This is a genomic window from Pseudooceanicola aestuariicola (assembly GCF_045763785.1).
Lineage (GTDB): Bacteria > Pseudomonadota > Alphaproteobacteria > Rhodobacterales > Rhodobacteraceae > Pseudooceanicola.
On sequence record NZ_JBJGSF010000003.1, the window covers coordinates 438,092 to 463,730 of the forward strand.

The window sequence follows — 25,639 nt, forward strand, 5'->3', positions numbered from 1 at the left end:
CGCCAAGTCCCGCCCGGATGGGTTGACCCCGGCCATTGCCCCGGCCATGTAGCCAAGGCCAATTCCCGTGGTGATTAACCGTGAAGGAGCCGCCATGGCCCGCCAGCCCACCAGCCCTGCCAATATCGACGACCGGGAAAAAAGCCGCCGTGTCGGTGCCCTGGCCGAGCTTTGGCCCTTTCTGCGCCCCTACCGCGCGCTAATGGCCGCCGCGCTGGCGGCCTTGGTGCTGACGGCATCGGTGTCGCTGATGCTGCCCTTGGCCGTGCGGCGTGTAGTGGACAATTTCGGCGGCGATGCCTCTGGCCTGCTGGATCAGTATTTTGGGGCGGCGATCATCTTTGCCGGGCTTTTGGCGCTGGGCACGGGGCTGCGCTATGCGCTGGTGACACGGTTGGGCGAACGGGTGGTGGCCGATATCCGCAAGGCGGTCTTTGGTCGGGTCATCCATATGTCGCCCGCGTTTTACGAAACCACGATGACCGGTGAGGTTCTAAGCCGGATCACCACCGACACCACGTTGATCCAGTCGGTGATCGGCTCGTCGATCTCGGTCGCGCTGCGGAACGTGCTGATCTTTCTGGGTGGGTTGGTTCTGATGCTTTTCACCTCGGCCAAGCTGACCGGGTTGGTTCTGCTAATCGTGCCAGTGGTGATCGTGCCCATCCTGACGCTGGGCCGTAAGCTGCGTGTGCTGAGCCGTGAAAATCAGGACTGGATCGCGCAATCCTCGGGCAATGCGTCCGAGGCGCTGTTGTCCGTCCAGACCGTGCAGGCCTTCACGCATGAGGCGCGGTCGCGCGCGGCCTTTGACACGGTGACCGAGGCCAGCTTTGACGCGGCCAAGCGGCGGATCACCGCGCGGGCCATCATGACGATCATCGTCATCTTTCTGATTTTTTCGGGCATTGTCGGCGTGCTGTGGATCGGCGCGCATGACGTGCGGCGCGGGGATATGTCGACAGGCGCCTTGGTGCAGTTCGTGATCTATTCGGTCATGGTGGCGGGCGCCGTGGCGGCGCTGTCGGAAATCTGGGGCGAATTGCAGCGCGCCGCCGGGGCCACGGAACGGCTGGTCGAACTGTTGCAGGTGACCGACAGCGTGAACGATCCGGCGCAGGCCAAAGCCTTGCCAGCGCCGGTGCGCGGGCAAATCGCCTTTGACGGCGTGACCTTCCATTACCCGTCGCGCCCGTCGGCGCCTGCGCTGGATCAGGTCAACCTGACGGTCGAGCCGGGGGAAACCGTGGCGCTGGTCGGGCCCTCGGGCGCGGGCAAAACCACGATCATCCAGATGATCCTGCGGTTCTACGACCCGGAAACGGGCAGCGTGCGTCTGGATGGCACGGACTTGCGCGATCTGGCACGGGAAGAATTCCGTCGTTCCGTCGCACTGGTGCCTCAGGATCCGGTGATCTTTGCCGCGTCGGCACGTGACAACATCCGGTTCGGTTGGCCCGAAGCCAGCGACGAGGCGGTCGAGGCCGCCGCCCGCGCAGCCGCAGCGCACGACTTTATCACCGCGCTGCCCGATGGCTATGACAGCCCGCTGGGGGAACGCGGGGTGATGCTGTCTGGCGGTCAGAAACAGCGCATCGCCATTGCACGCGCCATCCTGCGGGACGCGCCCGTATTGCTGCTGGACGAAGCCACCAGCGCGCTGGATGCCGAAAGCGAACGCTTGGTGCAGACGGCCGTTGATCGCGTCGCAGAAGGGCGCACGACGATCGTCATCGCGCACCGTTTGTCCACCGTCAAAAAAGCCGACCGGATTGTCGTCATGGATCAGGGCCGCATCGTCGCACAGGGCAAACACGATGAGCTGGTGGCGCAAGAAGGGCTTTACGCGCGGCTGGCAAGGTTGCAATTTACCGATGGTGGCTTGGGGGGTGATGGGGCCTGAACGGTTCCGCCAGTCTTTGCGCCGTCATGTAATATCCCATGATGGAGAGAGATATGGGTCTGTTTAGTTTTTTGAAAAGCGCCGGGAAAAAGCTGAAGGGTGGCGGGGACGAGCCGCCTTCGGCTGAAGAATTGCAAAAAGAAGTTGAGGATCTGGGTCTGGATACCTCGGGTCTTGAGATCAAGATCGAAGGCGACACGGTGAAGGTCGAAGGATCTGCCGCCAGTGACGAGATCAAGGAAAAGGTCATTCTGGCGGTTGGCAACGTCGATGGCGTCGCCGCGGTCGAGGCCGAAGCCGACACTGCCGTCTTTCACACGGTCGAAAAGGGCGACACGCTTTGGGCGATTTCCGAGAAAACCCTTGGTAATGGCAGCCGCTACAATGAAATCTTTGAAGCCAACAAGCCAATGCTGACCCATCCCGACAAGATCTATCCGGGTCAGGTCCTGCGCATTCCGCAGTGATCCGACAGGGTCTGGAAATTGGGGGCGGTCCGAAAGGGCCGCCCTTTTTCGTCGATGCGCTGAACAGCCTCCGCGTCTGCAAAGCGACTTTTCGAAATACCGCATTGCGGGTGTACGCACCGTCATTCTTGTATTTGCGGCGGTTTACTTACATTTTCAATGCAACAGCGGGGCCTTAGAAGCCCTTGAACCAGGCAACGGGAGGAAACGCCTATGGTCATGACATCGCTCGCCGATAATCTCGCTATCCAGAATGCCATGCCGTGGGAGGATCGGGACCTGCCAAAAACGGTCTACCAGATGCTTAAGGGCACGGTGGACAAGTTCCCGACGCACAACGCCATTTCGTTCCAGTTGCTGTCGGGGCCGACGGACAAGGCCGAAACGCTGACATGGTCTGAAGTGCATGCACGGACCTGTCAGGCCGCAAACCTGTTCCGGTCGCTTGGCGTGGGCGAAGACGACGTCGTCGCTTTGGTTCTGCCGAACTGTAATGAAACGGCAATCGCGACGCTGGCTGGTATGGTCGCGGGTATCGTGAACCCGATCAATCCGCTGCTGGACGCGGAACAGATCTCGGCGATTTTGCGCGAAACCAAGGCTAAAGTCGTGGTGACGCTGAAGGCCTTTCCGCAGTCCGATGTGGCCCAGAAAACCGCCGAAGCGGTGAAATTTGCGCCTAGTGTCAAAGAGGTTCTGGAAATTGACCTGAACCGCTATCTGACTCCGCCGAAAAGCTGGATCGTGCCTTTGGTGCGCCCCAAGAACCCGGTGACCCACAAGGCGGACGTGAAGGATTTCAACGCGGCCTGTGACAAGCAGCCCAAGACGCTTCAGTTTGAAGACCGTCCCGTGGACCGTGTGGCCGCCTATTTCCACACGGGCGGGACGACCGGCATGCCCAAGGTGGCGCAGCACAAGAACTCTGGCATCGTCTACAACGGCTGGATCGGTCACGAGCTGCTTTATACCGAAGAAGACAACGTCATCTGCCCGCTGCCGTTGTTCCACGTCTTTGCCTGCCACGTAATTTTCATGTCGATGGTCAAATCCGGCGCGCATGTCGTCTTCCCGACGCCGTCCGGCTATCGCGGGGACGGCGTTTTCGACAACTTCTGGAAGCTATGTGAGCGTTGGAAGATCACTTTCATCATCACCGTGCCCACGGCTATTTCCGCCATGATGCAGCGTCCGGTGGATGCGGATATCTCGACGGTGAAGACATCCTTCTCGGGTTCGGCCCCGCTGCCGCTGGAACTGTTCAATCGCTTCGAAAAGGCCACGGGCGTCACCATCGTCGAAGGCTATGGCCTGACCGAGGCGACCTGCCTTGTGTCATGTAACCCCGTCGAGGGCGAAAAGAAGATCGGATCCGTGGGTATTCCGTTCCCCTATACGGACGTGAAAATCCTTGTCGAAGACAACGGTACCCTGCGCGAATGCGGCGTGGACGAAGTGGGAGAGATCTGCATCTACAACCCCGGCGTCTATGAGGGGAACACCTATACCGAAGCCGCGAAGAACGAGAACCTGTATCACCAGCCCGGCGACTCGAACCGTCAGTATCTGCGGACGGGCGATCTGGGCCGGAAGGATGCGGATGGCTATCTGTTCATCACTGGCCGCGCCAAGGATCTGATCATTCGCGGCGGTCACAATATCGACCCGGCCGAGATCGAAGAGGCGCTGCTGGGCCACGATGCCGTGGCCTTTGCGGGCGCGATCGGTCAGCCCGATGCGCACTCTGGCGAGGTGCCCTGCGCCTATGTCGAACTGGTCGGCGGCGCGAACGTGTCCGAAGCCGAGCTGATGGAATACGCCAAGACGCATGTGCACGAACGCGCCGCGCATCCCAAGCATCTGGAAATCGTGGACGAGCTGCCCAAGACCGCCGTCGGCAAGATCTTCAAGCCGGACCTGCGCAAAATGGCCATCACCCGCGTCTATAACGAGGCGCTGTCGGACGCCGGTGTCGCGGCCGAGGTGGTCGAGGTCGTGGACGACAAGAAAACCGGCCTAACCGCCAAGGTGCGCAAGACCGGTGACGTCGATGACGCAGCCATCACCGCGCTGCTGGGCAAGTTCACCCGGCCTTGGGTCTGGGCGGACTGATCCGTTTCGAATGACAATGAAGGGCCGCGCCACCAGCGCGGCCTTTTTTCTTTGCGCCTCTGATCCGGCGGCAATCGGCAAAGTGACGCCACGCCATTCCGGCCTTCGCTTGCATGGGAACGGCAACGGGTGTCCAATGGTTCCGATACCGTCAATTGGAATGGAAGGGAGGCCGGACCATGGACGACGCACTCCGCGGATTTACGACCGAAGGTTTGACCGAGGATCAGGCGCGCGCACTGGAGGCGCCACTGGATCAGTTTACCGCAGCCCGCGCATCGCTGTTTGCCACCAATACGGAACTGCCGTTCTTTGAACGCCTGCGCCAAGAGGCGCCGGTCCATTGGTGCGACACGGGCAATTATGAACCGCATTGGTCGATCACTCGCTACAAGGACGTGGCGGCGGTGGATCTGGATCACAAGCGGTTCTCTTCGGCCGAGGCGATCACCTTGCGCACGGCCGAGACGATCGAATTCAACCGCTTCCAGTCGAACGACGGGGTGGGGTTCATAACGATGGACCAGCCGGATCACGGCCCACAGCGCAAGGCAGTGGGCCCGGTGGTGCAACCGCCGAACCTTGCCAAGCTGTCGGTCCTGCTGCGTGAACGGGCAGAGACGTTGCTGGACAGCCTGCCGATTGGGGAAGAATTCGACTGGGTCGATCTGGTGTCTAAGGAATTCACCGCGATGACGCTGGCGACGCTGTTCGATTTTCCCTTCGAAGATCGGCGCAAGCTGACGCATTGGTCGGACATGATCACCAACTCTCCGGGGCACGGACCCGTGGAAAGCTGGGAACACAAGAAACAGGAAATGGACGCCTGTTTCGGGGCCTTCGATGCCATGTGGCGGGAACGGGCTCAGAAATCCGGCGGGTTCGATCTGGTGTCGATGCTGGCACAGGGCGAAGGCACGGCGGACATGCCGCGGCATGTGTTCTATGGCAACGTCATTCTGCTGATCGTCGGCGGGAACGACACGACGCGGAACACTTTGTCGGGGTCGGTCTATGCTCTGAACAAGTTCGCCGAACAATACGACATTCTGCGCGCCAACCCTGCGCTGGTGCCGGGCATGGTGTCCGAGACCATCCGCTGGCAGACCCCGCTGGCGCATATGGCCCGCACCGCCAAGGAAGACGTGGAGATGCATGGACAAACGATCCGCAAGGGCGACCGCGTTGCCATGTGGTATCTGTCGGCCAACCGGGATGAGGAGCATTTCGAGAACGCCAATGCCTATGACATCCAGCGGCAGAACGTTCGGTCTCATTTAAGTTTTGGGTTCGGGATTCATCGGTGTTTCGGCAATCGCGTAGCGGAAATGCAGTTGCAGATTCTGTGGGAGGAAATCCTGAAACGCTTCCCGCGGATCGAAGTTCTGGAAGAGCCGAAACGAACATTCTCGGTTTTTGTGCGAGGGTATGAGGACCTGAAGGTCCGGATCCCTGAGCGGTACTGACAGGGCGCGCCCTGACGGGCGCGTGCCTTCGGCGAGAGTATTTCGGGAAAGATGAACCAAGCGGCGCGGCCAGTTGGGCGTGCCGTTTTAAATTGCGGTTCGGGTATCTGCGGCGGTGTGAGGATTGGGCGGAGGAGGATGGTGCTGTGAGAGAGGATTGAACTCTCGACCTCACCCTTACCAAGGGTGTGCTCTACCACTGAGCTACCACAGCATCCTGTCATCCGCGGCGTCCCGCTTGGGGGCGCTTGGGGTGGCCTTTTGGGCCGTGGCGGGTGATTAGACGGTTCCGCCGATCCATGCAAGCGCAATCTGGACGGTTTTTCCCGAACGATTTACACAAAGCCTATGCGTGATAGAGAGACCCCTAAATCGAAACAGCCCAAAGCGGCGAATGCCCGCGAAGATCGGCTGAAAGCGGCATTGAAAGCGAACCTTGCCCGGCGTAAAGCCCAAGCCAAGGCGCGCAAGGCTGGATCCGACACGGATCAAGGAAGCTAGGCGGGCGCGAGACCCAGCAGAAAGGCGAGCGGAATGGATCAGATCATTGTCACGGGCAACGGCCCGCTGAAGGGAAGCATTCCGATCGCGGGGGCCAAGAACGCCTGTCTGACGCTGATGCCTGCGACGCTGTTGTCGGACGAACCGCTGACGCTGACCAATGCGCCGCGCCTGTCGGATATCCGGACCATGACCGCATTGTTGCAATCGCTTGGGGCCGAGGTGACGGCGCTGAACGATGGTAAGGTGCTGGCGATGTCGTCGCATGGGTTGAATAACCACACGGCGGATTATGACATCGTCCGCAAGATGCGGGCATCGATTCTGGTGCTGGGGCCGATGCTGGCGCGGGATGGTCATGCGGTTGTGTCGTTGCCCGGCGGCTGTGCGATCGGGGCGCGGCCTGTCGATCTGCACCTTAAGGCGCTGGAGGCGATGGGGGCAGAGCTGGACCTGCGCGAAGGCTATGTGCATGCCAAAGCCCCCGGTGGGTTGAAGGGTGGCGTGTTCGAGTTTCCCTTCGTCTCAGTCGGCGCAACCGAAAACGCCTTGATGGCCGCGACTCTGGCCAAGGGTACGACCGTGCTGAAAAACGCTGCGCGCGAACCCGAAATCGTCGATCTGGCGCAATGTCTGCGCAAAATGGGCGCCCAAATCGAAGGTGAGGGGACATCGACCATCACCATTCAGGGTGTCGACCGTCTGGGCGGCGCGACTCATCCTGTGGTCACCGATCGGATCGAATTGGGCACCTATATGCTGGCGCCTGCGATCTGCGGTGGTGAAGTGACCTGCCTTGGGGGCCGGATGGAGCTTGTGAAGGCCTTTGTCGAGAAGCTGGATGAGGCGGGTGTCGACGTGACCGAGACGCCCGAGGGTCTGACCGTCAAGCGCCGTGGTGATCGAGTTAAGGCCGTCAATGTGACGACCGAGCCGTTCCCGGGCTTCCCGACCGATCTGCAGGCGCAGATGATGGCGTTGCTGTGTACGGCGGATGGCACGTCGGTGTTGGAAGAGAAGATCTTTGAAAACCGTTTCATGCATGCGCCTGAATTGCTGCGCATGGGGGCCAAGATCGACGTACACGGCGGGACCGCCACCGTGACCGGTGTTGAGCGTCTGAAGGGCGCGCCGGTGATGGCCACCGACCTGCGCGCGTCGGTGTCGCTGATCCTTGCGGGTCTGGCGGCCGAAGGGGAAACTGTGGTCAGCCGCGTATATCATCTGGATCGTGGCTACGAGCGGGTCGAAGAAAAGCTGATTGCCTGCGGGGCCAAGATCGAACGGGTGAAAGAATCATGAGCGACGCACGCTTTGAAGACGGGCGCGAGGCGCCGCTGAACCTTGGTGCTCAGGATGCCGAAGATATCGGTGTCCTCTCGGCCTTGGTGCAGGATTCGGTTCTGACGGCGGCGGATATGCAATGGGAACCGGCGCGGCGTCGGTTTTCGCTGCTGCTGAACCGGTTCCGGTGGGAAGACGGCGGGGCAGATCGTCATGCGCCGGAACGGGTGCGGTCGGTTCTGGTGATCGACAATGTGATGGGGCTGGCGTCGCAGGGGATCGATCGTGGGGACAAGGACCTGATCCTGTCGCTGCTGTCCGTCGGGTTCGAACAGGACGGCGAGGGCCCGGAAGGTCATATTCTTCTGACGCTGGCGGGCGATGGCGCGATCCGCGCGCGGGTCGAAGCGCCAGAGCTGCGTCTGAAGGACGTGACAAAGCCATATCGCGCGCCGTCGGGCAAGCGACCGGATCACGGCTGATCCACAGCTAAAATAGTTTGTCTGATCGGGCGCCCTTTGGGGCGCCTTTTACGTTTCGCGGTGATTCATTTTGTGATTCCAATATTGGGTATGGTGGCGCGCTTATGCATGCGCAGCGTGAATTTGCTGCATTGCGGCAGGCGCGAGCGTCGTTCCGGTATGCGGAAATGCGCGGCGTGGGACTTTTGAGATAATACCACTAGTTTAAGATAAATAACTGAAATATATACTATAATTACCTTCTCTTCGATTGTCCGCATTGCGCAATACTGTTCCGCATGGTTTTTCGCGGTTGGATGCGTTCAGCATGTAAATGTCCGCTAAAATTACAGAATTTGAAGAATGGGTATTCACAGGGGGCGGAATCCCTCGCAGTATTCCCTTAGCCGCCTGGAGAGCGGTCAGAGGATATTCTGGGAGGATTAACCATGCGGACCATTCGTCTGCCATTTACACTTGCCGCCTCAACGGCGCTGGCGCTTGTTGCGGGAACCGCGGCTTTTGCTGAATCTCACTCCATGGCCAAGAAGGGCGGCGAATTGACCGTCGCGATCGAAACCGATGTGCGTGGCTTCGACACCGTCGAAGGTGGTGTGCTGGGTCAGACGGGCGAAATCGTCATGCGGACGATTCAGGAACCACTCTTGGATTTCGACCCCGCCACCAACGAGGCCAAGCCGCTGCTGGCCACCGAATGGTCTGTAAGCGACGATCAGAAGGTCTGGACCTTTAAACTGCGTGATGGCGTGAAGTTCCACGATGGCAGCGATTTCGACGCTGAAGACGTGGCCGCGCATTACAACCGTATTCTGGACCCGGCGAACAAATCCCGGTCGCGCACCTTTATCGCGTCGATCGAAAAGGTGGTCGCGGTCGATCCGCTGACGGTGGAATTCCATCTGGCGCACCCGTGGCAGGCGCTGCTGCCCTATCTGGCGACGACCTCGATGTCCGGCCCGATCCCGGCCAAGGAATCGGTCGAGGCAGGCACGCAGAACCGTAATCCCGTCGGCACCGGGCCGTTCAAATTCGTCGAATGGTCTTCGGGCGACCGGATCATCGTGGAAAAGAACCCCGACTACTGGAACGCGGATGAAATCAACCTTGATAAGGTGACCTTCCGCATTCTGCCCGACACGCAGACGCGTTTTGCATCGCTCCGCTCGGGTGAGGTGGACGTGATGTGGACCGACCGTGGCCCGTCGATCAACGAGGCCAAGGAAGACAAGAACCTTGTCACGCTGGTGTCCGAAGGGGCAGGGGCGGCCGTCAACCTGTTGAACGGTAAGAAAGAACCGCTGTCGAACGACAATCTGCGCAAAGCTTTGGCCCATGCCTGGAACCAAGATGCGCTGACCAAGATTTCGTGGCAGAACACGCGTCCTTCGGTCAAACACCCGCTTGGGCCGGCAAAGGACTGTGGCGACGCGAACTATCGCGACTTTGATATCGCCAAGGCCAAGGAATACGTTCAGGCCTATCTGGATGAGACCGGCAAGACCGAAGTGCCGACCATCGTGATGATCCACACCACCACGCCGCGTGGTCGTGAATTGGGCGAGATCTATCAGCAGACGGCCAAGGCCGCGGGCATCAATCTGGAACTGCAGCCCGTCGACCAGTCGACGCTGGTGAAGCGCGTCTTTACCAACGACTTCGACATCTCGGGCTGGCGGATTGCGGATGGCGCCGACATGGGGCCGCAGCTGTTCGCTTATGCGATGCCCGGGTCGTCCTACAACCTGACCGGCTTTGATGATCCGAAACTGTCCGAGGTCGCGCAGCAGATGCGTGTTGCCCCAACGATGGAAGAGCGTCTGGAGCTTCAGTGCCAGATGGTCGAGATCATGAACGATGACGGTGGCATCCTCTATCGCGGGGGCGGTCGTTACCACGCCTTCACGACGCCGCGCGTCAAAGGTGTTCCGGCCCCTTATCGCGGTGTGGTCGATGTGACCCGCGCGTGGATCGACGAACAATCCTGATCTGAAATGGGCCTCGGCACGGGTGGTGCCTGTGCCGGGGCCCTGAACCTTGTCCGGTCAACGCATACCGGAGCGAGGCGGAGGGCACATGCGCTATTTACTTTACAGGCTTCGACGTCTGGGCATCGTTCTGCTGGCCGTTACGTTTCTTACCTTTCTGCTGGTGAACGTCCTTCCGGGGGACGTGGCCTATGAAATGGCTGGGATGGATTCCTCGGAAGAGGAAGTTCAGGAAATCCGCGAAGAACTGGGGCTGAACCGGCCGGTCGTCGTGCGCTATTTCGAATGGGTCGGTGGCGTCTTTACTGGCGACTGGGGCACATCCTACATCAACAGCGAAGACGTGTGGGACGCCGTGACAGACCGTTTCCCTGTGTCGTTCGAATTGATGATCCTCGCCCAGATGATCGCGCTGGCGATGGCTATTCCTGCTGGCATGGCATCGGCCTTCCGACCGAACGGGCGGGCTGACCGGGTGATCGGGGCGTTGGCCTTTGCGTCGGTGTCGATGCCGTCGTTCATGACCGCGATCCTGTTGATTTTCATCTTTGCGCTTGGCCTCGGCTGGTTGCCCGCTACGGGTTATGAGCCGTTGTCGGCTGGCCTTTGGGCGAACCTCAAACCGATGATCCTGCCCGCGCTGTCGCTGGCGCTGGTCGAATGGACCATCCTGATGCGCACCCTACGGGCGGAAATGATTTCGGTCCTGCAGGAAAACTACATCGCGCTGGCTCGCGCCAAGGGGATGAGCAACCTGCGCATCCTTTGGGTTCATGCGCTGCGCCCGTCGTCCTTTTCGATGATTACCCTGCTGGGTCTACAGGTTGCGCGTCTTCTGGGCGGCACGATCATTATCGAGCAGATCTTCGGCATCCCCGGGGTGGGGCGGCTGTTGATCCATGCGGTCTACACCCGCGATTTCATTGTTATTCAGGGCTGTGTGACCTTCTTCGCGCTGGCCTTCGTAACCGCGAACTTCTTGGTCGACATCGCCTATGCCTATCTTGACCCGCGTGTCAGAACGGAAGGATCCCATGGCTGATCTGACGTCTTCCGGCCAGCAACAGGCCGAACCGAAAAAGCCCGAGATCGACATGAATGCGCTGGCGATTGCGATGCACAAACGCTCGCGTCGGTTTGGGCTGTATTTCTGGATCCCGATGGTCTGGCTGATCATTGTCGCCATCGCCTGTATCTTTGCGCCCTTCTGGGGGCTGCCGCCGGCGGACGAAATCGATTGGGCCTATATCCAGTCGCCGCCCGTCGAAGGGCACCCCTTGGGTACCGACAACCTTGGCCGCGATTTGCTGTCCCGCATCATCTGGGGCGGGCGTGTATCGCTGACCGTTGGCTTTGCCGCGCCATTCATCGGCGTCGGTCTAGGGATGATCCTTGGCATGATCGCGGGCTATTACCGCGGCTGGGCGGACGAGGTCATCGGCATCGCCATCGACGCTTGGCTGGCCATTCCGGGGCTTGTGGTTCTGCTGCTCTTCTCGGTCGTGTTCGGCGGGTCGCTTTTCATGGTGTGTCTGTCGCTGGGGCTGTTGTTCATCCCCACAGCTGCGCGGATCACGCGGGCGGCGACGCTGAACTATGCAGGCCGGGAATTCGTGCTGGCGGCCAAGGCCATGGGCGCGTCCGATTTCCGCATCCTGCGCAAAGAGGTCTTTCCCAACATAATCTGGCCGCTGATCGCCTTTATCCTGATCGACATCCCGATCGCCATCGTGATCGAAGGTGCGCTGTCCTTCCTTGGGTTGTCAGTCAAGGCACCGACCCCCAGCTGGGGCGGCATCATCGCCGAAGGACGCGAAGTGCTGTCCACGATGCCGCATATCGCGATGTATCCGACGCTGGTGATGTTCGTGACGGTTCTCAGCTTCAACCTTGTGGGCGATGCCATCCGGCGGCGTCTGGCAGACGTGCGCGAAGGCGCGATTTAAGGGGGCGATGATGGGCGAGATTATTCTGGACGTACGCGATCAGCGGACCTCTTTCGCGACGGGGCGGGGCATGCTGGCGGCCGTGGATGGCGTGAACTTTACGCTGGAACGGGGCAAAACCTTGGGCGTCGTCGGCGAGTCCGGGTCGGGCAAATCGGTGTTGTCCCGGTCGATCATGCGGCTGTTGCCCGGCAACGCCGTGGTACCGGGCACGAGCAAGGTCATCCTGAACGGACGCGACCTGACAAAACTCAGCGAAGGAGAGCTGCGTCGTCTGCGTGGCCCGGAAATGGCGATCGTGTTTCAGGATCCCATGACGTCGCTGAACCCGGTGCTGACCATCGGTAAGCAGATCATGGAAGTGCTGATGTTCCACATGGGCATGAAGAAGGCCCCGGCCAAGGCCAAGGCGATCGAGCTGCTGCGCGCGGTCGGCCTGCCACAGCCGGATGTGCGGGTGGATCAATACCCGCATCAGCTGTCGGGCGGCATGCGCCAGCGTGTGGCCATCGCCATCGCCATCGCCTGTGAGCCTGACCTGCTGATCGCAGACGAACCCACCACCGCGCTGGACGTCACCGTTCAGGCGGAAATCCTAGACCTGCTGCAGCGTATGGTGCGCGAACGGAACATGGCGATGATCCTGATCACCCACGACATGGGTGTGGTCGCGGGTCGATGTGACGACGTGGCTGTGATGTATGCCGGACGGATCGTCGAACAGGCCCCGGTGCGGGATCTGTTTCACAACACCCGTATGCCCTATACGGCGGCGCTGCTGTCATCGATCCCAAAGGTCACCGACCCGCCGCATCGTAAGCTGGACGCCATTGATGGCCGTCCGCCCGATCTGATCAACCCGCCGCCCGGCTGCCCCTTTGCGCCGCGCTGCAAATTTGCCGACGCGGCCTGTGATCAGGGCAAGCCGTCGCTGGATGGGGCGGGGCGGCATCTATACGCCTGCGTCCACCCCTTGGGTAAGGAGGTCGCCGCATGAACGCGCCACAGTCTGAGACGGCCTTTCTGGATATCGATGGTCTAAGCGTCGAATACCCGCTGCAGGGCGGGCGCAAGGTCTATGCGGTCACCGATTTCACGGCCCATGTAAAAAAGGGCGAAACCCTTGGTCTGGTCGGGGAATCCGGTTGCGGCAAATCTTCGGCCGCGCGGGCGGTGATGCAATTGCCGCGACCCACACGGGGTGCCGTTCGGCTGGACGGGCAAGAGTTGACGGGGCTGAAGGGCCGCGCGCTGCAACAGGCGCGGCGGCGGTTCCAGATGATCTTTCAGGATCCGATCGCATCGCTGAACCCGCGCATGACCATCCGCGATATCGTCGCCGCACCTTTGGAAATCGCAGGCATCGGCACCCCGGCGGATCGTACCAAACGCGTCGCCGAGATGCTGGAAAAGGTCGGGCTGAACGCCGAACAGGCGATGGAACGTCGCCCGCATGAATTCTCGGGCGGGCAGTGTCAGCGGATTTCGATCGCCCGCGCGTTGATCCTAGAGCCTGACCTGCTGGTCTGTGACGAAGCGGTCTCGGCCCTCGATGTGTCGGTTCAGGCGCAGGTGCTGAACCTTCTGGAAGAGCTGAAGAAAGAGCTGGGGCTGACCATGCTTTTCATCAGCCACGATCTGGCGGTGGTGAAACACGTCAGCGACCGGGTCGCCGTGATGTATCTGGGGCGCCTGTGCGAACTGGCCGACGCGGAAACGATCTATCGGAACCCGGTGCACCCCTATACCCGCACGCTTTTGTCGGCGGTGCCAGAGCCTGATCCAGACGCGCCGCCGCACCAGATGAACCTTGTTTCGGGCGAATTGCCGTCGCCGGTGAACCCGCCGTCGGGCTGTCCGTTCCGCACTCGCTGTCCCCGTGCCAGCGACCAATGCGCCGCGGAAATGCCCGCACTGGCGGAACGCGCGCCGGGCCATTTCGCGGCCTGCCATCACCCACACGACTAGGCGCCTGCAATCCTGTTGCCTAAAATATCCCCGCCTGAGGCATTCCCGGCCCTGCAACTTGCGGGCCCCGTGACCCCTTGCATTCATTTGCAAAAGGCCCGAACCAAGGGGGGACGAACAAGGACTGCCCTGCATATGACCGATATACCCAAGACTGACCTGTCTAAGCTGCTGGATGTTGAGCAGATCGAAGACAACTTTTTCCGCGGCTGCGAAACCCCCGGTGGGAAGGGCAGGATGTTCGGCGGGCAGGTGTTGGGTCAGGCGCTGGTGGCGGCCACCCGCACGGTCGAAGGCAAGGTAAACCATTCTCTGCACGGCTATTTCATGCGGCCTGGGGATGCGACGAAACCGGTGCTGTACCGTGTAGAACGAGACATGGACGGCAATTCCTTTGCGACCCGTCGCGTGATCGCGATCCAGTCGGGCCAGCCGATCCTGAACCTTGCAGCATCATTCCAAGTGCAGGAAGAGGGCTTTCACCATACGCAGCAGATGCCCGACGATATTCCTGGGCCAGAAGACTTGGCCAATGAAACGGAATTGGCCGAGCAATACGCCGACAAACTGCCCGAACAATACCTCCAGTTTGCGCGGTGGGACCGGCCGATCGAAATCCGCCCCTGCAGCTTGATGTCGCCCTTCGATACCTCGCCCAAGACGGGGCCCAGCTATCGCTGGATCAAGGTCAAGACACCGATGTCGGACGATCTGGGGCTGCATCGTGCAGCACTTGTCTATGCCTCTGACATGGGGCTGATCGGCGCCGCTCTTGCGGTGCATGGGGTCGGCTTTTTCACCGAAGGCATGCGCGTCGCATCGCTGGACCATTCGATGTGGATCCATGAAGGTCTGCGAGTGGATGAATGGTTGCTGTTCGAAATGGAAAGCTCGTGGACCGGAGGAGGTCGTGGCCTGACGCGCGGACGCTTTTACACCCGCGATGGCAAGATGGTCGCCTCTTGCGCGCAGGAAGGCATGACCCGGCGGAAGATCAGTAAGTAAGGCCTAAGGCCCTATGTCCGCTCCGCTAGCGGCGGCCACAAGATCGTAAAAAACGCCCGGCCGGCAGGTCGGGCGTTTTGTCGTTCTGTGTTCACTTGCTTGGGGGCCGGAGAGTGTGAGAGGGGCTACCCTACCGCCCAGCCCTCAGGCCCGGTTTGCCGCCGCGTCGATGCCGTCCAGCACCTGTTCATAGACCTCGCGCGGGAAGTTGTGGCCCATGCCTTCGATTTCGAACAGCTCTGCCGTGGGGCAATTTTCGGCCGTGTCGCGACCGCCTTCGACGCGGACCAGCGGATCGTCGACGCCGTGGATGACCGACACGGGCATTTTCAGCTGCTGAAGCTCTGCCCGGCGGTCACGCGTGGCAAGGATCGCGGCGTATTGGCGGGCGAATCCGGTGGGGTGGATCGACCGATCCAGATCAGCTTCGGCCGACGCACGCAGCTCTTCCTCGGGGATCGGGTAGGCAGGCGATCCGATGACCTTGTCCGTTTCGATCCGCGACTGGATTGCGCCTTCGCGGTCGACCGTCGCATCGGGGCGCGGGCGGGTCAGCGCGGCCGAGGCTTCGTCCGTTGCCTTGGGCAGGTCCGGGTTGCCGGTGTTGGACATGACAGAAGTCATCGACAGCACCTTATGCGGGTGTTCGATGGCCATCAGTTGCACGATCATGCCCCCCATTGAGAACCCGCAGATATGCGCTGCGTCGATGCCAAGATGATCCAGCAGGGCGGCGCTGTCCGCGGCCATGTCAGACAGGGTAAAGGGCACGTCCGGCGTCTGACCTGCGGCCTTCTGCATCAAGATCGCCTTGAAATCGGGGATGCCGTGTTCGGTGAACTTCTGGCTTAGGCCGATATCGCGGTTGTCCATCTTGATCACGCGGTATCCGCGGTCCACCAACATGGCGACGAAATCGTCCTTCCAGCGGGTGCTTTGCGTGCCGACGCCCGAAATCAGAAGAATCGGTTTGCCGTCGTCGGGTCCGATCACGTCGTACCAGATGTCGATTCCGTTTACCTTGGCGATGGTCATGTCTTGGTCTCCTCCCTCGGCGGCAAATCAGGCCGCGCCGCGCAGCGTAGAGCCTTCGTGCGGGGGGCAAAAGAGCGAAAAAGACGTTTGCGAAATAATATTTCGCATTGGCTTTGCTGTGTGTGCCTGTTTATAAATTCCAAGAATTTGAAAGGTGGGTATGGAAATGGCGCAATCAGATCTGGACGTGATCATCATCGGGGCAGGGCTGTCTGGGATCGGCGTGGCGCGCTATCTCAAGGTGGATTGCCCCGACAAAAGCTTTGCCATTCTGGAAACGAAACCGCGCATGGGCGGGACGTGGGACCTGTTTCGATACCCCGGTATCCGGTCCGACAGCGACATGCACACCATGGGATATGCGTTCAAGCCGTGGAAAGACGCCAAGGCCATCGCCGATGGGCCGTCAATCTTGTCGTATGTGAAGGAAACGGCGCAGGACTACGGGATCGACGATCACATCCGGTACGAACACAAAGTTCTGCGGGCCGATTATTCGACCGCGGATCAGATGTGGGCCCTGACCATCGACCATCAGGGCCAGGAAAAGACGATGACCGCGCGCTTTGTGCTGTCGTGCTCGGGCTATTACAAACACACCGAAGGATATCTTCCCGAGTTTCCGGGGTATGATGATTACAAGGGCACTTTGGTGCACCCTCAGTTCTGGCCCGAAGATCTTGATTATACGGGCAAGAAGATCGTCATCATCGGCTCTGGCGCGACAGCGGTGACCCTGACGCCCACCTTGGCGGAAAAGGCAGAACATGTCTGGCAGGTGCAGCGCACGCCGACCTATGTGCTGAACCGTCCGGCTAAGGATCGCATCGGCAATGTGCTGAAGACGATCTTTCCCGGTCGCTTAGGATATTGGCTGACCCGGTGGAAGGTGATCTGGGCCGGTCGTCTGCGCCGCAAGAAATTCATGAATGACATCAAGGGCGTCAAGCGCTGGCTGATCGGTCAAGTCGGCAAAGAGCTGCGCGATGATGTGCCTGACTGGCAGGACCATTTCACGCCGCCCTATTGGCCGGGGCAGCAGCGGATCTGCGTGGTGCCGGATGGCGATATGTTCGACGCGCTGCGGCAGAAAAAGGCCACTATGGTCACCGGAGAGATCGAGACATTCACCACGACTGGCCTGCGCATGACTGACGGGACAGAGCTTGAGGCCGACATCATCATCACCGCCACGGGGCTTGTGCTGGAAACGCTTGGCGGCGCGCGATTTGCCGTCGACGGGCAAGAGGTCGAGCCGGGTAAGCTGTTGGTCTACAAGGGGTTCATGTATTCGAACGTCCCGAACCTAATCTATGTGACGGGCTACACGAACGCGTCTTGGACGCTGAAGGTCGATCTGGTGGCGGAATATGCCATGCGATTGCTGAAACACATGGATGCGACTGGTGCGACGCAGGTCGTGCCGCGTGCTGGATCGGAGGACTTCGCGACGATTTCGACGGCGATCAAATTCACCAGCGGGTATTTCCTGCGGGTCAAAGACCGTCTGCCCAAGCATGGCACGGCCTTTCCATGGGTGCACGAGCAGGAATACTTTTGGGATCGTAAGACGTTGAAACGCGGCGCGGTGGACGACGGATCGCTGGAATTTTCCAAGGGCGCAGCGGTTGAATTTCCGCCGGAACAGCGCGCATCGGATCAGGTCGACATCGCGGCCGAATAGGTCAGTCGATCATCCCATGCGCCAGAACGTCGGAATACAGACGCACCGCAGTGTCGCGGTCGGGCCGGTGCTCGGCCCAGACCCGGAAGTCGTAGGCCGAGTTCAGCGAGGCGAACAGGCAATGCGCCGCGATGGTCGGATCAATCGGGCGGATCGACCCTTCTGTGATGCCATCGGTCAGCATCCCCGCGAACCGCTGCGTGATCCGGTCAGACCGCGTCAGGATCGGGGTCCGCAACTCTGTCGGCAGGGCCATCAGGGCGGTGACGCGCAGCAGGGGAAAGACCGCTTCGAACTGCACGTTGGTCAGCGCGTGGGTGGCCGCGGTGATGCGGTCCAGCCATGTGCCGTCCAACGCCATGGCGGCGCGTTGGGTCAGGCTGATGCGCGTGTAGGATCGGTCAAAGCAATCGGTGACCAGATCGTCCTTGCCGTCCAGATGGTGGTAGAACGACCCCTTGGACAGGTTCAGATGCGCCGCGATCCGTTCCACCGACGCGCCGCGATACCCGCGCTCGTTCAGCGTGATCGTGGCCGCGCGCAGGTAAGTGTCGTGATTGATTTCGTCCGTGTCGGTGGTGCTGCTGGGCACCTGCAGCGGCTGCGAATGGCCCGTCACGCCGTCCGGGGCATAGCCGTTGCGAAACAGCTCCATCATGCGGGCGTGGACGCGCGGGTAATCGGCGACGGAGTACTTGGCGATCCAGACCCGGCACCAGTGCAGCGTATCCAGCAGGATGTGGGTGCGGACCCAATTGCGTGCGCGGCCCTGTGCGGTGTCATTCCCGGAATAAAACCCGACAATCTGTCGGAACATGGCAAGGTAGCTGTCGTAGAGCGTTTGGTTCAAAGGTTCGGCCAGCGACCGCATATCCGACAGGCGGGCAAGGGGGCTGGCGGTGCCGTCGACCTCGGCCCGGTACTGCGCCAAGACTTGCGCCAGCATCTTGTCGATGCGCGCCTCGACCGTTGGTTCCTCTGCGGCCGTCTGGGCCATGGTGCTGATCTGCTCGATCGTGCGTTCCAGCGCGGCCGCGGCGAGGATTTCCTTGCGGCGGAAGTAATAGGTGATCGAGGTGGTGTTCATCCCCACACGGTCCGCCACGCTCACGAAGGTCAGACCACGCAGTCCCCGTTCGTTAATGATCTCGGAGGCAGCGTCCAGAATACGATCCCGTTTGGCGCGAAACCGTTCCGACGTATCGGGCGCGGGGGCGCCCAAGTCCGGCTTGGCCTGCGTGTCGGCGGGGGCGGGCGCGATGGCCGGGGATGGGGCGGTCGGTTGATCCATTCCAATGGGATAGCAAGCAGGGACAGCCCTGTCACGCAATCGAAACGCCGCGTTGCGGCGCAGCTTAACTTGAGGAGGAGTGAGTATGGCTGAGGTGAACACGAGAGGCGCGTCGATCGACATGTCGGGCAAGGTGGCGTTGGTCACCGGTGCGGCGTCCGGAATCGGCAAGGCATCCGCGCTGATGTTTGCGCAGGCGGGCGCGCAGGTCTTGGCCTGTGACCGGAACCCAGAGGTCTCGGCGCTGGCGCAGGAGGGCCGGATCGAGGCGTTCCAGATGGATGCCGGGGCCGAAGCGGACGTTATCGCCGCGCTGGACCGGGCCGAAGAGGTCTTTGGCGGCATCGACGTGATCTTTGCCAACGCGGGCATCACGGGCGGTGTGCGTGACGCATCGGACCACACGCCCGAGATCTGGGCCGAGGTGCTGCGCGTCAACCTGATTGGTCCCGCGCTTTTGATCCAGCATGGCGGGCCGCGCATCGCGGCGCGCGGCGGCGGCGCGATCATCGCCACGGCGTCTGTCGCGGGGATGCGGGCGAACGCGGGGCCGGTGGCCTATAGCGCGTCCAAGGCTGGGGTGATCAACCTTGTGCAGAACGCGGCCTACGCCATGGCAGGCACGGGGGTGCGCGTCAACGCGATCTGCCCGGGATTGGTGGAAACAGAGATGACGCGCCCGATCTACGATTATGCCCGCGCGACAGGGGCCGAAGGAATGCTGGGCGCACGGACCCCCATCCAGCGCGGTGCTGATCCGTCCGAGATTGCGAGCGTTGCGCTGTTCCTTGCGTCGCCCATGGCGTCCTTTGTCACGGGGCAGGCGGTCCCGGCCTGCGGCGGGTTAAGCGCGTCGCATCCGTTCGGCCCGCGCCCCGATCCGGCCGAGGCGGCGAAGGTGATTGCAGAGTATCGGGCGAAGGTCGGGTCCGGGGGGTGATTCTACTGTGCTTCCGTAGATCAATGGGTCTGCCCGACGGTTACGTCGGGCCAAGCTCAGCAGCGCTGAGTTGGTGCAACGACCTCAGCCGCCTAAAGGCAGGTAATCAATCAACTCGAAATGCTTGTCCGTCCGCTCACCGACCAGTGCCAGTGCATCGATGCGGTACGGTTTCCCCAGCCACGGCGAAAGCTCCGGGCGCAGCACCTCGATGACCTCGCCTACCTTTTCGCTGTTCAACCGTCCCGACAAGGTCATGTGGAACCGGAATTCCTCCATCACGTAGGGATAGCCCCAGGCATCCAACAGGGTTTCTTGGCGGGGGCTAAGATTCGCCTGACGTCTGCGCGCCAGCTCTGCCTCGCTCGGCGGGGCGCGGAAGCGGTCCAGGTTCCGCACGCAGGTCGCGGCGAGGGTGGCGAGCGCGTCAGTGTCTCCGACCGGAGTAAGGGCGATGAAGCGGCCGATGCGCGAAAGCTCCAACCCCTCTAACGTTACCGGGGGCAGGGTGGCGCAAAGCAAGCGTGCGGCGTCCAGCAGTGCCCCGGCTTCAGACCCCTCGGCCAGATGGAACGGCGGTTTGATCGTGCCGTGAAACCCGTATTTGCGGGGTGTCGCGGTAATCGCAGCGACATCGACGGGCAGGTCAGGATGTGCAGCAGGAGAGCCTGTCAGCACGTCCCAGCCCAGCCATCGGGCAGTAAAGCCCATCAAGGGCCCCGGCGCCGGGACGTAGTAGATCGCGTAGCGGGAGTAATTCATACGGCTTCTTGGCCCTTGCCGATGTCAGTTTGATGACAGTGTCTGTGCTGTGGTCACGCCAGCCGCCCGAAGCCTTCGATCAACTGTCGCAGCCCAAGGGCCGCGCCGGCAAAGATCGCGAGGAACGTCACCGGGGCCGAGATGGCCAGAACACTGAACGCGCTAAGCCCTTGGCCAACCGTGCAGCCCAAGGCCAGCACAGCGCCAACACCCATGATCGCCGCGCCGATGATCTGTCGGCGCAATTCGCGCGGGTCTTCGCAGGCTTCCCACCGGAAATGCCCCTTCATCAGTGACCCGGCAAAGGCACCAAGGGCGACACCGGTGACAGAGCCGACGGCAAAGGACGGCGCGCGGGCCGAACCCATCATGACGTACAACAACGTTTCGCCCACCGGGGCCGAGAAGCTATGCGACACGGTTTGCAGGTTCTCGAACCCATTGGTCGAGATATAGTAGCTGCCAGCCCAGCCTGTCAGGATCGCCAGCGCCACAAGCGCCGACCAGAAGATCGCCTTGGCGTCTGTCAGGAAGCTGCGCGACGACAGCGCGCCCACCAAGATTAGCAGACCGATGGCCATTCCGATCGATGGCACGGACAGACCTGTCAGATCGCCCAGCCAATGCGCGATGCCGGGGGCCATGTCGCCTGCGGTGACGTCTTCTTGCAGAAAGGTGTTGTTGCGGATCCACGCCAACGGCCCCATCAGCGTGGCCCAAGCCGACACGCCCAGCACCAGCACGATGACAAAGGCGCGCATGTCGCCGCCGCCCAGCCGCGCGATGCAGCCGTAGCCGCAGTTGCCCGCCAGCGCCATGCCATAGCCGAACATCAGCCCACCCAGCACAGAGGCCACGGGCATCCAGCGGATCGACAGGTAATAGGTGGATTGCGCGTCGAACAGCCCGGCCTGCATCAGCCCGAACGCCCCCATGATGGACAGGCCGATGGCCAGTATCCACATGCGCATCCGGTCGGAAGAGCCGCCATAAAGAAGGTCTTCGATCGCGCCCAAGGTGCAAAATCGTCCCAACCGGGCTGCAAGGCCCAGCATCACACCACCAACAAGACCGACCAGGGCAATGGCCCAGTCGTCACCTAGAATGTCCAGCATATCCTCCTCCGGACCGCCCGGGGCCGGGCGTCAGCGCGTCAGTCTTCGGCGCCGCAGAACATCTCGTACACGAGTTCCAGAGTACGCCGTGGGCGGTCATCCGCAAGGCTGTAGTAAATCGCCTTGCCGTCCCGACGGGGCACCACAAGACCTTCTAGCCGCAGCCGCGACAGTTGTTGCGACACCGCCGCTTGACGGGCCGACAGCAATTCTTCCAGTTCCGTTACCGACTTTTCGCCCGTCACCAGATGGCACAGGATCATCATCCGGCCTTCGTGGCTGAGGGCTTTGAGGAAGTTCGCGGCTTCGGTCGCCTTGTCGGCGATGGCGTCCATTTCTGCATCCGTGATGTCGGCGCTAAGGCGCGGCAGCACAGAGGCGGCGTTCGGATCGGTCTGAAGAGCTTGTTCGGAGGTCATGATGAATATCTGCTGTTTTGCAATTTAGTTAATTCGTCGCGTCGTCTGGGGCAACCTGCGTGGATGCCGCAGGGTCAAATCCGGCGCGTTCCGTTGCCAATTTCTCGATCACTGCCCAGAAAAAGTCCTCTCCTGGGTAGCCTTCCAAACGACCGATTTCTTTGCCCTCGTCGTCGATCAGGATGAAGGTCGGGGTGAAACGGGCCGGGTAGGCATAGCTTACGCCTTCGGGCGCGCCATCGTGCAGATCGGCGCGGCGCAACGGGGCGAATTGGCCGATCGCACTTTTGGGATAGATCGGGGCAATCGTCTTGTCCCACGCGGCGCAATAGGCGCAGCCGGGCTGTTCCACCATCACCAACTCAACCGCCCAAGCGGGTAGGGCAGCGCAGGCTGCGACAGCTACAGCGGCAAGGTGTCGGCGCATGGCGGGTATCCGATTGACTGCAATGGTATACAATACTTAATATGAATGTGTGAATTTTTCAAGCGGGGGGAGTACATGCTTGAGACCACCTATGCGGGTGCGCTGCTGGCGGGGCTGCTAAGCTTTTTCACCCCATGCATCCTGCCGATGGTTCCATTCTACCTATGTTACATGGCCGGATTGTCCATGAACGAATTGCGCGGATCGGATGATATTCCGCCGGGTGCGCAAAAACGGCTGGTGCTGTCCGCAATTTTCTTCGCGCTTGGCGTGACCACGATCTTCGTGCTTCTGGGGCTGGGGGCGACCGCTTTGGGTCAGGCCTTCGCGCAGTGGAAAACGCCGCTGTCCTATGTCGCGGCGGCGGTTCTGTTTATCTTCGGCCTGCACTTCTTGGGCGTCGTGCGCATCCCGATCCTGTATCGCGAGGCGCGGATCGAATCGACGGCAGAGCCCACCACCGTGGTGGGCGCCTATGTCATGGGTCTGGCCTTCGGCTTTGGCTGGACGCCTTGCGTCGGCCCCGCCTTGGCGGCCATCCTGATGGTGGCCAGCGGCATGGGCGATCTTTGGCGGGGTGGCTTGCTGTTGCTGGTCTACGGCGTCGGCATGACCGCGCCTTTCATCGTGGCGGCGCTGTTCGCGAAACCGTTCCTGGGCTGGATGAGCCGGAACCGCAAATATCTGGGCTACGTCGAGAAGGTGATGGGCGTCATGCTGATCGTCTTTGCCATCCTGATCGCCACCAATTCCATCAACCGGATTGCGGACCTGATGATCCGCATGTTCCCCGGTTTCACCAATCTTGGGTAAGGAGTTTGCCATGAAACACCTGTTTGTTGCTGCGCTGATGGGGGCCCTGGCCGTGGCCCTGCCGTTGTCCGCAGCCGAGATGGGCGATGACGGTCTGCACAAGGCGGACTGGATGAAGGACACCTTCAAGGACCTGCGCGAAGACCTGGAAGAGGCCAGCGCCGAGGGCAAGCGCCTGATGGTCATCATCGAACAGCGCGGCTGCATCTACTGCAAAAAGATGCACGAAGAAGTCTTTCCGCAGCCCGAAGTGGCCTCGCTTCTGAACGACGATTATTTCGTGGTGCAGCTGAACATGTTTGGCGATGTGGAGATCACCGATTTCGACGGCGAATCCCTGACCGAGAAAGAGGCCATGGCCAAGTGGGGCGTGCTGTTCACGCCCACGATGATGTTCTTCCCCGAAGAGGTCGAAGAGGGCGTTCCCGCCAATCGTGCTGCGATTGCGACAATGCCCGGCGCCTTCGGCAAGTTCACGACCGTAAACCTGCTTCAATGGGTTTTAGACCATGGATATGAAGGGGATGAGCCGTTTCAGAAGTACCACGCGCGGATGCTGGAAACGCAGATGCAGCAGTGACGCAGCGCAGCAATTTTCGCGGCGGCGCAGCAAAGTTATTCATAAATGCACGATTGTGAATTTATGATTGCGTAAACACAAACGGTCTACTACGGTATTCAGGCCAATCGATGCCAAATCGACAAGCTAGGGGAGGAGACATGAGGCATTTCAAAAGCACTCTGGCGGTGCTGGTTCTTACAGCCAGTTCTGCCGCAGCGGAAGAGGTCGCACCTGCCGATGTCGTCTTTGACGAATACGGCGCGGTCGAAGCTTCGCTGACGGGCGTTCCGGGCAATCCGGAGGAGGGCGCCAACGTCGTGTCCAGCAAGAAGATCGGGAACTGCGTGGCCTGCCATGCAATCGCCCAGCTGGAAGATGTTCCGTTTCAGGGCGAAGTCGGCCCTGAGCTGACCTGGACGGGTGAATCCCGGACCGAGGCAGAATTGCGCGGAATCCTGACGAATTCGAAGATGACGTTCGAAGGCACGATCATGCCTGCGTACTACAAGACCACGGGCTTCATCCGCCCGGGCGAAGGCTTCACTAAGAAGCCTGCGCAAGAACCGCTGCCGCCGCTTCTGACGGCGCAGCAGATCGAAGACACCATCGCATTCCTGATGACGCTGAAAGATCAGTGATCAGGGTCTGTTGAGGAGAATGACATGAGCATTACACGACGCGACACTCTGGCCCTTGGCCTGGGCGCTGCGGCCCTGACGGTTCTGCCGTTCCGCGTGAACGCAGCCGCCGAAGACGCCATCGCAGCCTTTACCGGCGGCGCAGATGTGGCTGACAGCGGTGTTGACCTGACGGCTCCGGAAATCGCCGAAAACGGCAACACGGTTCCGATCTCGGTTTCGGCCGAGGGCGCATCCGCCATCATGGTTCTGGCGACCGGCAACCCGACCCCGGGTGTGGCCACGTTCAACTATGGCGAACTGGCAGGGTCCACTGCTGCATCCACCCGTATCCGTCTGGCCGGCACTCAGGACGTTGTCGCCATCGCAAAGATGGCCGACGGTTCGTTCGCCCGCGCATCCAAGACGGTCAAAGTCACCATCGGCGGCTGCGGCGGCTGATCCAGAGATAGAGGAGAGATACTATGGCTGAAGGTGTAAAACCGCGCGTCAAAGCGCCTAAATCCGCCTCTGCTGGTGAAGTTGTCACCATCAAGACGCTGATTTCCCACCCGATGGAATCTGGCCAGCGCAAAGACAGCGATGGCAACAAGATCCCGCGTTCGATCATCAACCGCTTCACGACGGAATTTAACGGCACCATGGTGCTGGACGTCACGCTGGAGCCTGCGATTTCGACCAACCCGTACTTTGAATTCGACGCCAAGGTTCCCGAAGCGGGCGACTTCAAGTTCACCTGGTACGACGATGACGGCGACGTCTACGAAGACACCAAATCGGTCGCAATGGCCTAAGGAAAACCGGTCGGGCCAATCATGGTTCGTCCGGGCACCA

25 protein-coding genes and 1 tRNA gene are annotated in these 25,639 nt (G+C 61.0%); 19 read left to right on the top strand and 7 right to left on the bottom strand.

Annotated features, from left to right (window positions below; translation table 11 throughout):
* The first annotated feature begins 94 nt into the window (after positions 1 to 94).
* From ACI3GR_RS14580 to ACI3GR_RS14595, 4 genes are all read left to right on the top strand, one after another.
* A complete protein-coding gene (locus tag ACI3GR_RS14580) occupies positions 95 to 1,903 on the top strand; it encodes an ABC transporter transmembrane domain-containing protein (RefSeq protein WP_407495458.1) in 1,809 nt (602 codons plus the stop codon).
* A 53-nt stretch (positions 1,904 to 1,956) separates the two neighbouring features.
* Entirely contained in the window at positions 1,957 to 2,370 is a 414-nt protein-coding gene (lysM, locus tag ACI3GR_RS14585) for a peptidoglycan-binding protein LysM (protein ID WP_407495461.1), read from the top strand.
* 213 nt (positions 2,371 to 2,583) lie between these two features.
* Entirely contained in the window at positions 2,584 to 4,482 is a 1,899-nt protein-coding gene (locus ACI3GR_RS14590) for an acyl-CoA synthetase (RefSeq protein WP_407495463.1), read from the top strand.
* A 179-nt stretch (positions 4,483 to 4,661) separates the two neighbouring features.
* Positions 4,662 to 5,948 carry a cytochrome P450 gene (locus tag ACI3GR_RS14595; protein WP_407495464.1) on the top strand — a complete coding sequence of 429 codons (1,287 nt, stop codon included), beginning with the start codon at positions 4,662 to 4,664 and terminating at the stop codon, positions 5,946 to 5,948.
* Between the two features lie 139 nt (positions 5,949 to 6,087).
* Here the strand turns inward: ACI3GR_RS14595 and ACI3GR_RS14600 are convergent.
* Positions 6,088 to 6,162 (bottom strand) — tRNA-Thr (locus ACI3GR_RS14600).
* A gap of 320 nt (positions 6,163 to 6,482) precedes the next feature.
* Between ACI3GR_RS14600 and murA the strand changes: the two genes are divergently transcribed.
* The 8 genes from murA (at position 6,483) to ACI3GR_RS14640 (ending at position 15,119) form a co-directional block, all read left to right on the top strand.
* The gene (gene murA / locus ACI3GR_RS14605; protein WP_407495466.1) at positions 6,483 to 7,751 is read left to right on the top strand and encodes a UDP-N-acetylglucosamine 1-carboxyvinyltransferase; all 1,269 of its coding nucleotides are present in this window, start codon (positions 6,483 to 6,485) and stop codon (positions 7,749 to 7,751) included.
* Positions 7,748 to 8,215, top strand: coding sequence for a DUF2948 family protein (locus ACI3GR_RS14610; protein WP_407495468.1), 468 nt, complete (start codon positions 7,748 to 7,750; stop codon positions 8,213 to 8,215). The genes murA and ACI3GR_RS14610 overlap by 4 nt, the downstream gene beginning before the upstream one ends.
* Positions 8,216 to 8,643: 428 nt before the next feature.
* Positions 8,644 to 10,200 carry an ABC transporter substrate-binding protein gene (locus ACI3GR_RS14615; protein ID WP_407495470.1) on the top strand — a complete coding sequence of 519 codons (1,557 nt, stop codon included), beginning with the start codon at positions 8,644 to 8,646 and terminating at the stop codon, positions 10,198 to 10,200.
* 88 nt (positions 10,201 to 10,288) lie between these two features.
* Positions 10,289 to 11,242, top strand: coding sequence for an ABC transporter permease (locus tag ACI3GR_RS14620; RefSeq protein ID WP_407495472.1), 954 nt, complete (start codon positions 10,289 to 10,291; stop codon positions 11,240 to 11,242).
* Positions 11,235 to 12,146, top strand: coding sequence for an ABC transporter permease (locus tag ACI3GR_RS14625; RefSeq protein WP_407495474.1), 912 nt, complete (start codon positions 11,235 to 11,237; stop codon positions 12,144 to 12,146). The genes ACI3GR_RS14620 and ACI3GR_RS14625 overlap by 8 nt, the downstream gene beginning before the upstream one ends.
* A 10-nt stretch (positions 12,147 to 12,156) precedes the next feature.
* Complete coding sequence (locus tag ACI3GR_RS14630) at positions 12,157 to 13,143, top strand: ABC transporter ATP-binding protein (RefSeq protein ID WP_407495476.1); 987 nt, start codon at positions 12,157 to 12,159, stop codon at positions 13,141 to 13,143.
* Positions 13,140 to 14,114: an ABC transporter ATP-binding protein gene (locus tag ACI3GR_RS14635; RefSeq protein WP_407495478.1), complete on the top strand. Its 975-nt coding sequence runs from the start codon at positions 13,140 to 13,142 to the stop codon at positions 14,112 to 14,114. Before ACI3GR_RS14630 ends, ACI3GR_RS14635 begins: the two co-directional genes overlap by 4 nt.
* 135 nt (positions 14,115 to 14,249) lie before the next feature.
* Positions 14,250 to 15,119 carry an acyl-CoA thioesterase gene (locus ACI3GR_RS14640; protein WP_407495480.1) on the top strand — a complete coding sequence of 290 codons (870 nt, stop codon included), beginning with the start codon at positions 14,250 to 14,252 and terminating at the stop codon, positions 15,117 to 15,119.
* Positions 15,120 to 15,263: 144 nt separating this feature from the next.
* Here ACI3GR_RS14640 and ACI3GR_RS14645 read toward each other — a convergent pair whose 3' ends face one another.
* The gene (locus tag ACI3GR_RS14645; protein WP_407495482.1) at positions 15,264 to 16,154 is read right to left on the bottom strand and encodes an alpha/beta fold hydrolase; all 891 of its coding nucleotides are present in this window, start codon (positions 16,152 to 16,154) and stop codon (positions 15,264 to 15,266) included.
* 166 nt (positions 16,155 to 16,320) lie between these two features.
* Between ACI3GR_RS14645 and ACI3GR_RS14650 the strand changes: the two genes are divergently transcribed.
* Positions 16,321 to 17,838, top strand: coding sequence for a flavin-containing monooxygenase (locus tag ACI3GR_RS14650; RefSeq protein WP_407495484.1), 1,518 nt, complete (start codon positions 16,321 to 16,323; stop codon positions 17,836 to 17,838).
* Between the two features lies 1 nt (position 17,839).
* Here the strand turns inward: ACI3GR_RS14650 and ACI3GR_RS14655 are convergent, their stop codons facing one another.
* Positions 17,840 to 19,129, bottom strand: coding sequence for a TetR/AcrR family transcriptional regulator (locus ACI3GR_RS14655; protein ID WP_407495485.1), 1,290 nt, complete (start codon positions 19,127 to 19,129; stop codon positions 17,840 to 17,842).
* A gap of 85 nt (positions 19,130 to 19,214) precedes the next feature.
* Here ACI3GR_RS14655 and ACI3GR_RS14660 point away from each other — a divergent pair, with 85 nt between their 5' ends.
* Entirely contained in the window at positions 19,215 to 20,069 is an 855-nt protein-coding gene (locus ACI3GR_RS14660) for an SDR family NAD(P)-dependent oxidoreductase (RefSeq protein WP_407495488.1), read from the top strand.
* Positions 20,070 to 20,153: 84 nt separating this feature from the next.
* Here the strand turns inward: ACI3GR_RS14660 and ACI3GR_RS14665 are convergent, their stop codons facing one another.
* The 4 genes from ACI3GR_RS14665 to ACI3GR_RS14680 all read right to left on the bottom strand — a co-directional run bounded on the left by ACI3GR_RS14665 (position 20,154) and on the right by ACI3GR_RS14680 (position 22,792).
* Entirely contained in the window at positions 20,154 to 20,831 is a 678-nt protein-coding gene (locus tag ACI3GR_RS14665) for a DUF1045 domain-containing protein (RefSeq protein WP_407495490.1), read from the bottom strand.
* A gap of 53 nt (positions 20,832 to 20,884) precedes the next feature.
* Entirely contained in the window at positions 20,885 to 21,946 is a 1,062-nt protein-coding gene (locus ACI3GR_RS14670) for a YeeE/YedE family protein (protein WP_407495491.1), read from the bottom strand.
* Between the two features lie 38 nt (positions 21,947 to 21,984).
* Complete coding sequence (locus ACI3GR_RS14675) at positions 21,985 to 22,281, bottom strand: ArsR/SmtB family transcription factor (protein ID WP_407495592.1); 297 nt, start codon at positions 22,279 to 22,281, stop codon at positions 21,985 to 21,987.
* A 112-nt stretch (positions 22,282 to 22,393) separates the two neighbouring features.
* Entirely contained in the window at positions 22,394 to 22,792 is a 399-nt protein-coding gene (locus ACI3GR_RS14680; RefSeq protein WP_407495493.1) for a thioredoxin fold domain-containing protein, read from the bottom strand.
* A 75-nt stretch (positions 22,793 to 22,867) separates the two neighbouring features.
* Between ACI3GR_RS14680 and ACI3GR_RS14685 the strand changes: the two genes are divergently transcribed.
* The 5 genes from ACI3GR_RS14685 to soxZ all read left to right on the top strand — a co-directional run bounded on the left by ACI3GR_RS14685 (position 22,868) and on the right by soxZ (position 25,599).
* Complete coding sequence (locus ACI3GR_RS14685; RefSeq protein ID WP_407495495.1) at positions 22,868 to 23,605, top strand: cytochrome c biogenesis CcdA family protein; 738 nt, start codon at positions 22,868 to 22,870, stop codon at positions 23,603 to 23,605.
* 10 nt (positions 23,606 to 23,615) lie between these two features.
* A complete protein-coding gene (locus ACI3GR_RS14690; RefSeq protein WP_407495497.1) occupies positions 23,616 to 24,185 on the top strand; it encodes a thioredoxin family protein in 570 nt (189 codons plus the stop codon).
* A gap of 140 nt (positions 24,186 to 24,325) precedes the next feature.
* Positions 24,326 to 24,805 carry a sulfur oxidation c-type cytochrome SoxX gene (gene soxX / locus ACI3GR_RS14695; RefSeq protein ID WP_407495500.1) on the top strand — a complete coding sequence of 160 codons (480 nt, stop codon included), beginning with the start codon at positions 24,326 to 24,328 and terminating at the stop codon, positions 24,803 to 24,805.
* A 24-nt stretch (positions 24,806 to 24,829) separates the two neighbouring features.
* Positions 24,830 to 25,246: a thiosulfate oxidation carrier protein SoxY gene (gene soxY / locus ACI3GR_RS14700; RefSeq protein WP_407495501.1), complete on the top strand. Its 417-nt coding sequence runs from the start codon at positions 24,830 to 24,832 to the stop codon at positions 25,244 to 25,246.
* Between the two features lie 23 nt (positions 25,247 to 25,269).
* On the top strand, positions 25,270 to 25,599 hold the full coding sequence (gene soxZ / locus ACI3GR_RS14705) for a thiosulfate oxidation carrier complex protein SoxZ (protein ID WP_407495503.1): 330 nt from the start codon (positions 25,270 to 25,272) through the stop codon (positions 25,597 to 25,599).
* The last annotated feature ends 40 nt before the right edge of the window (positions 25,600 to 25,639 follow it).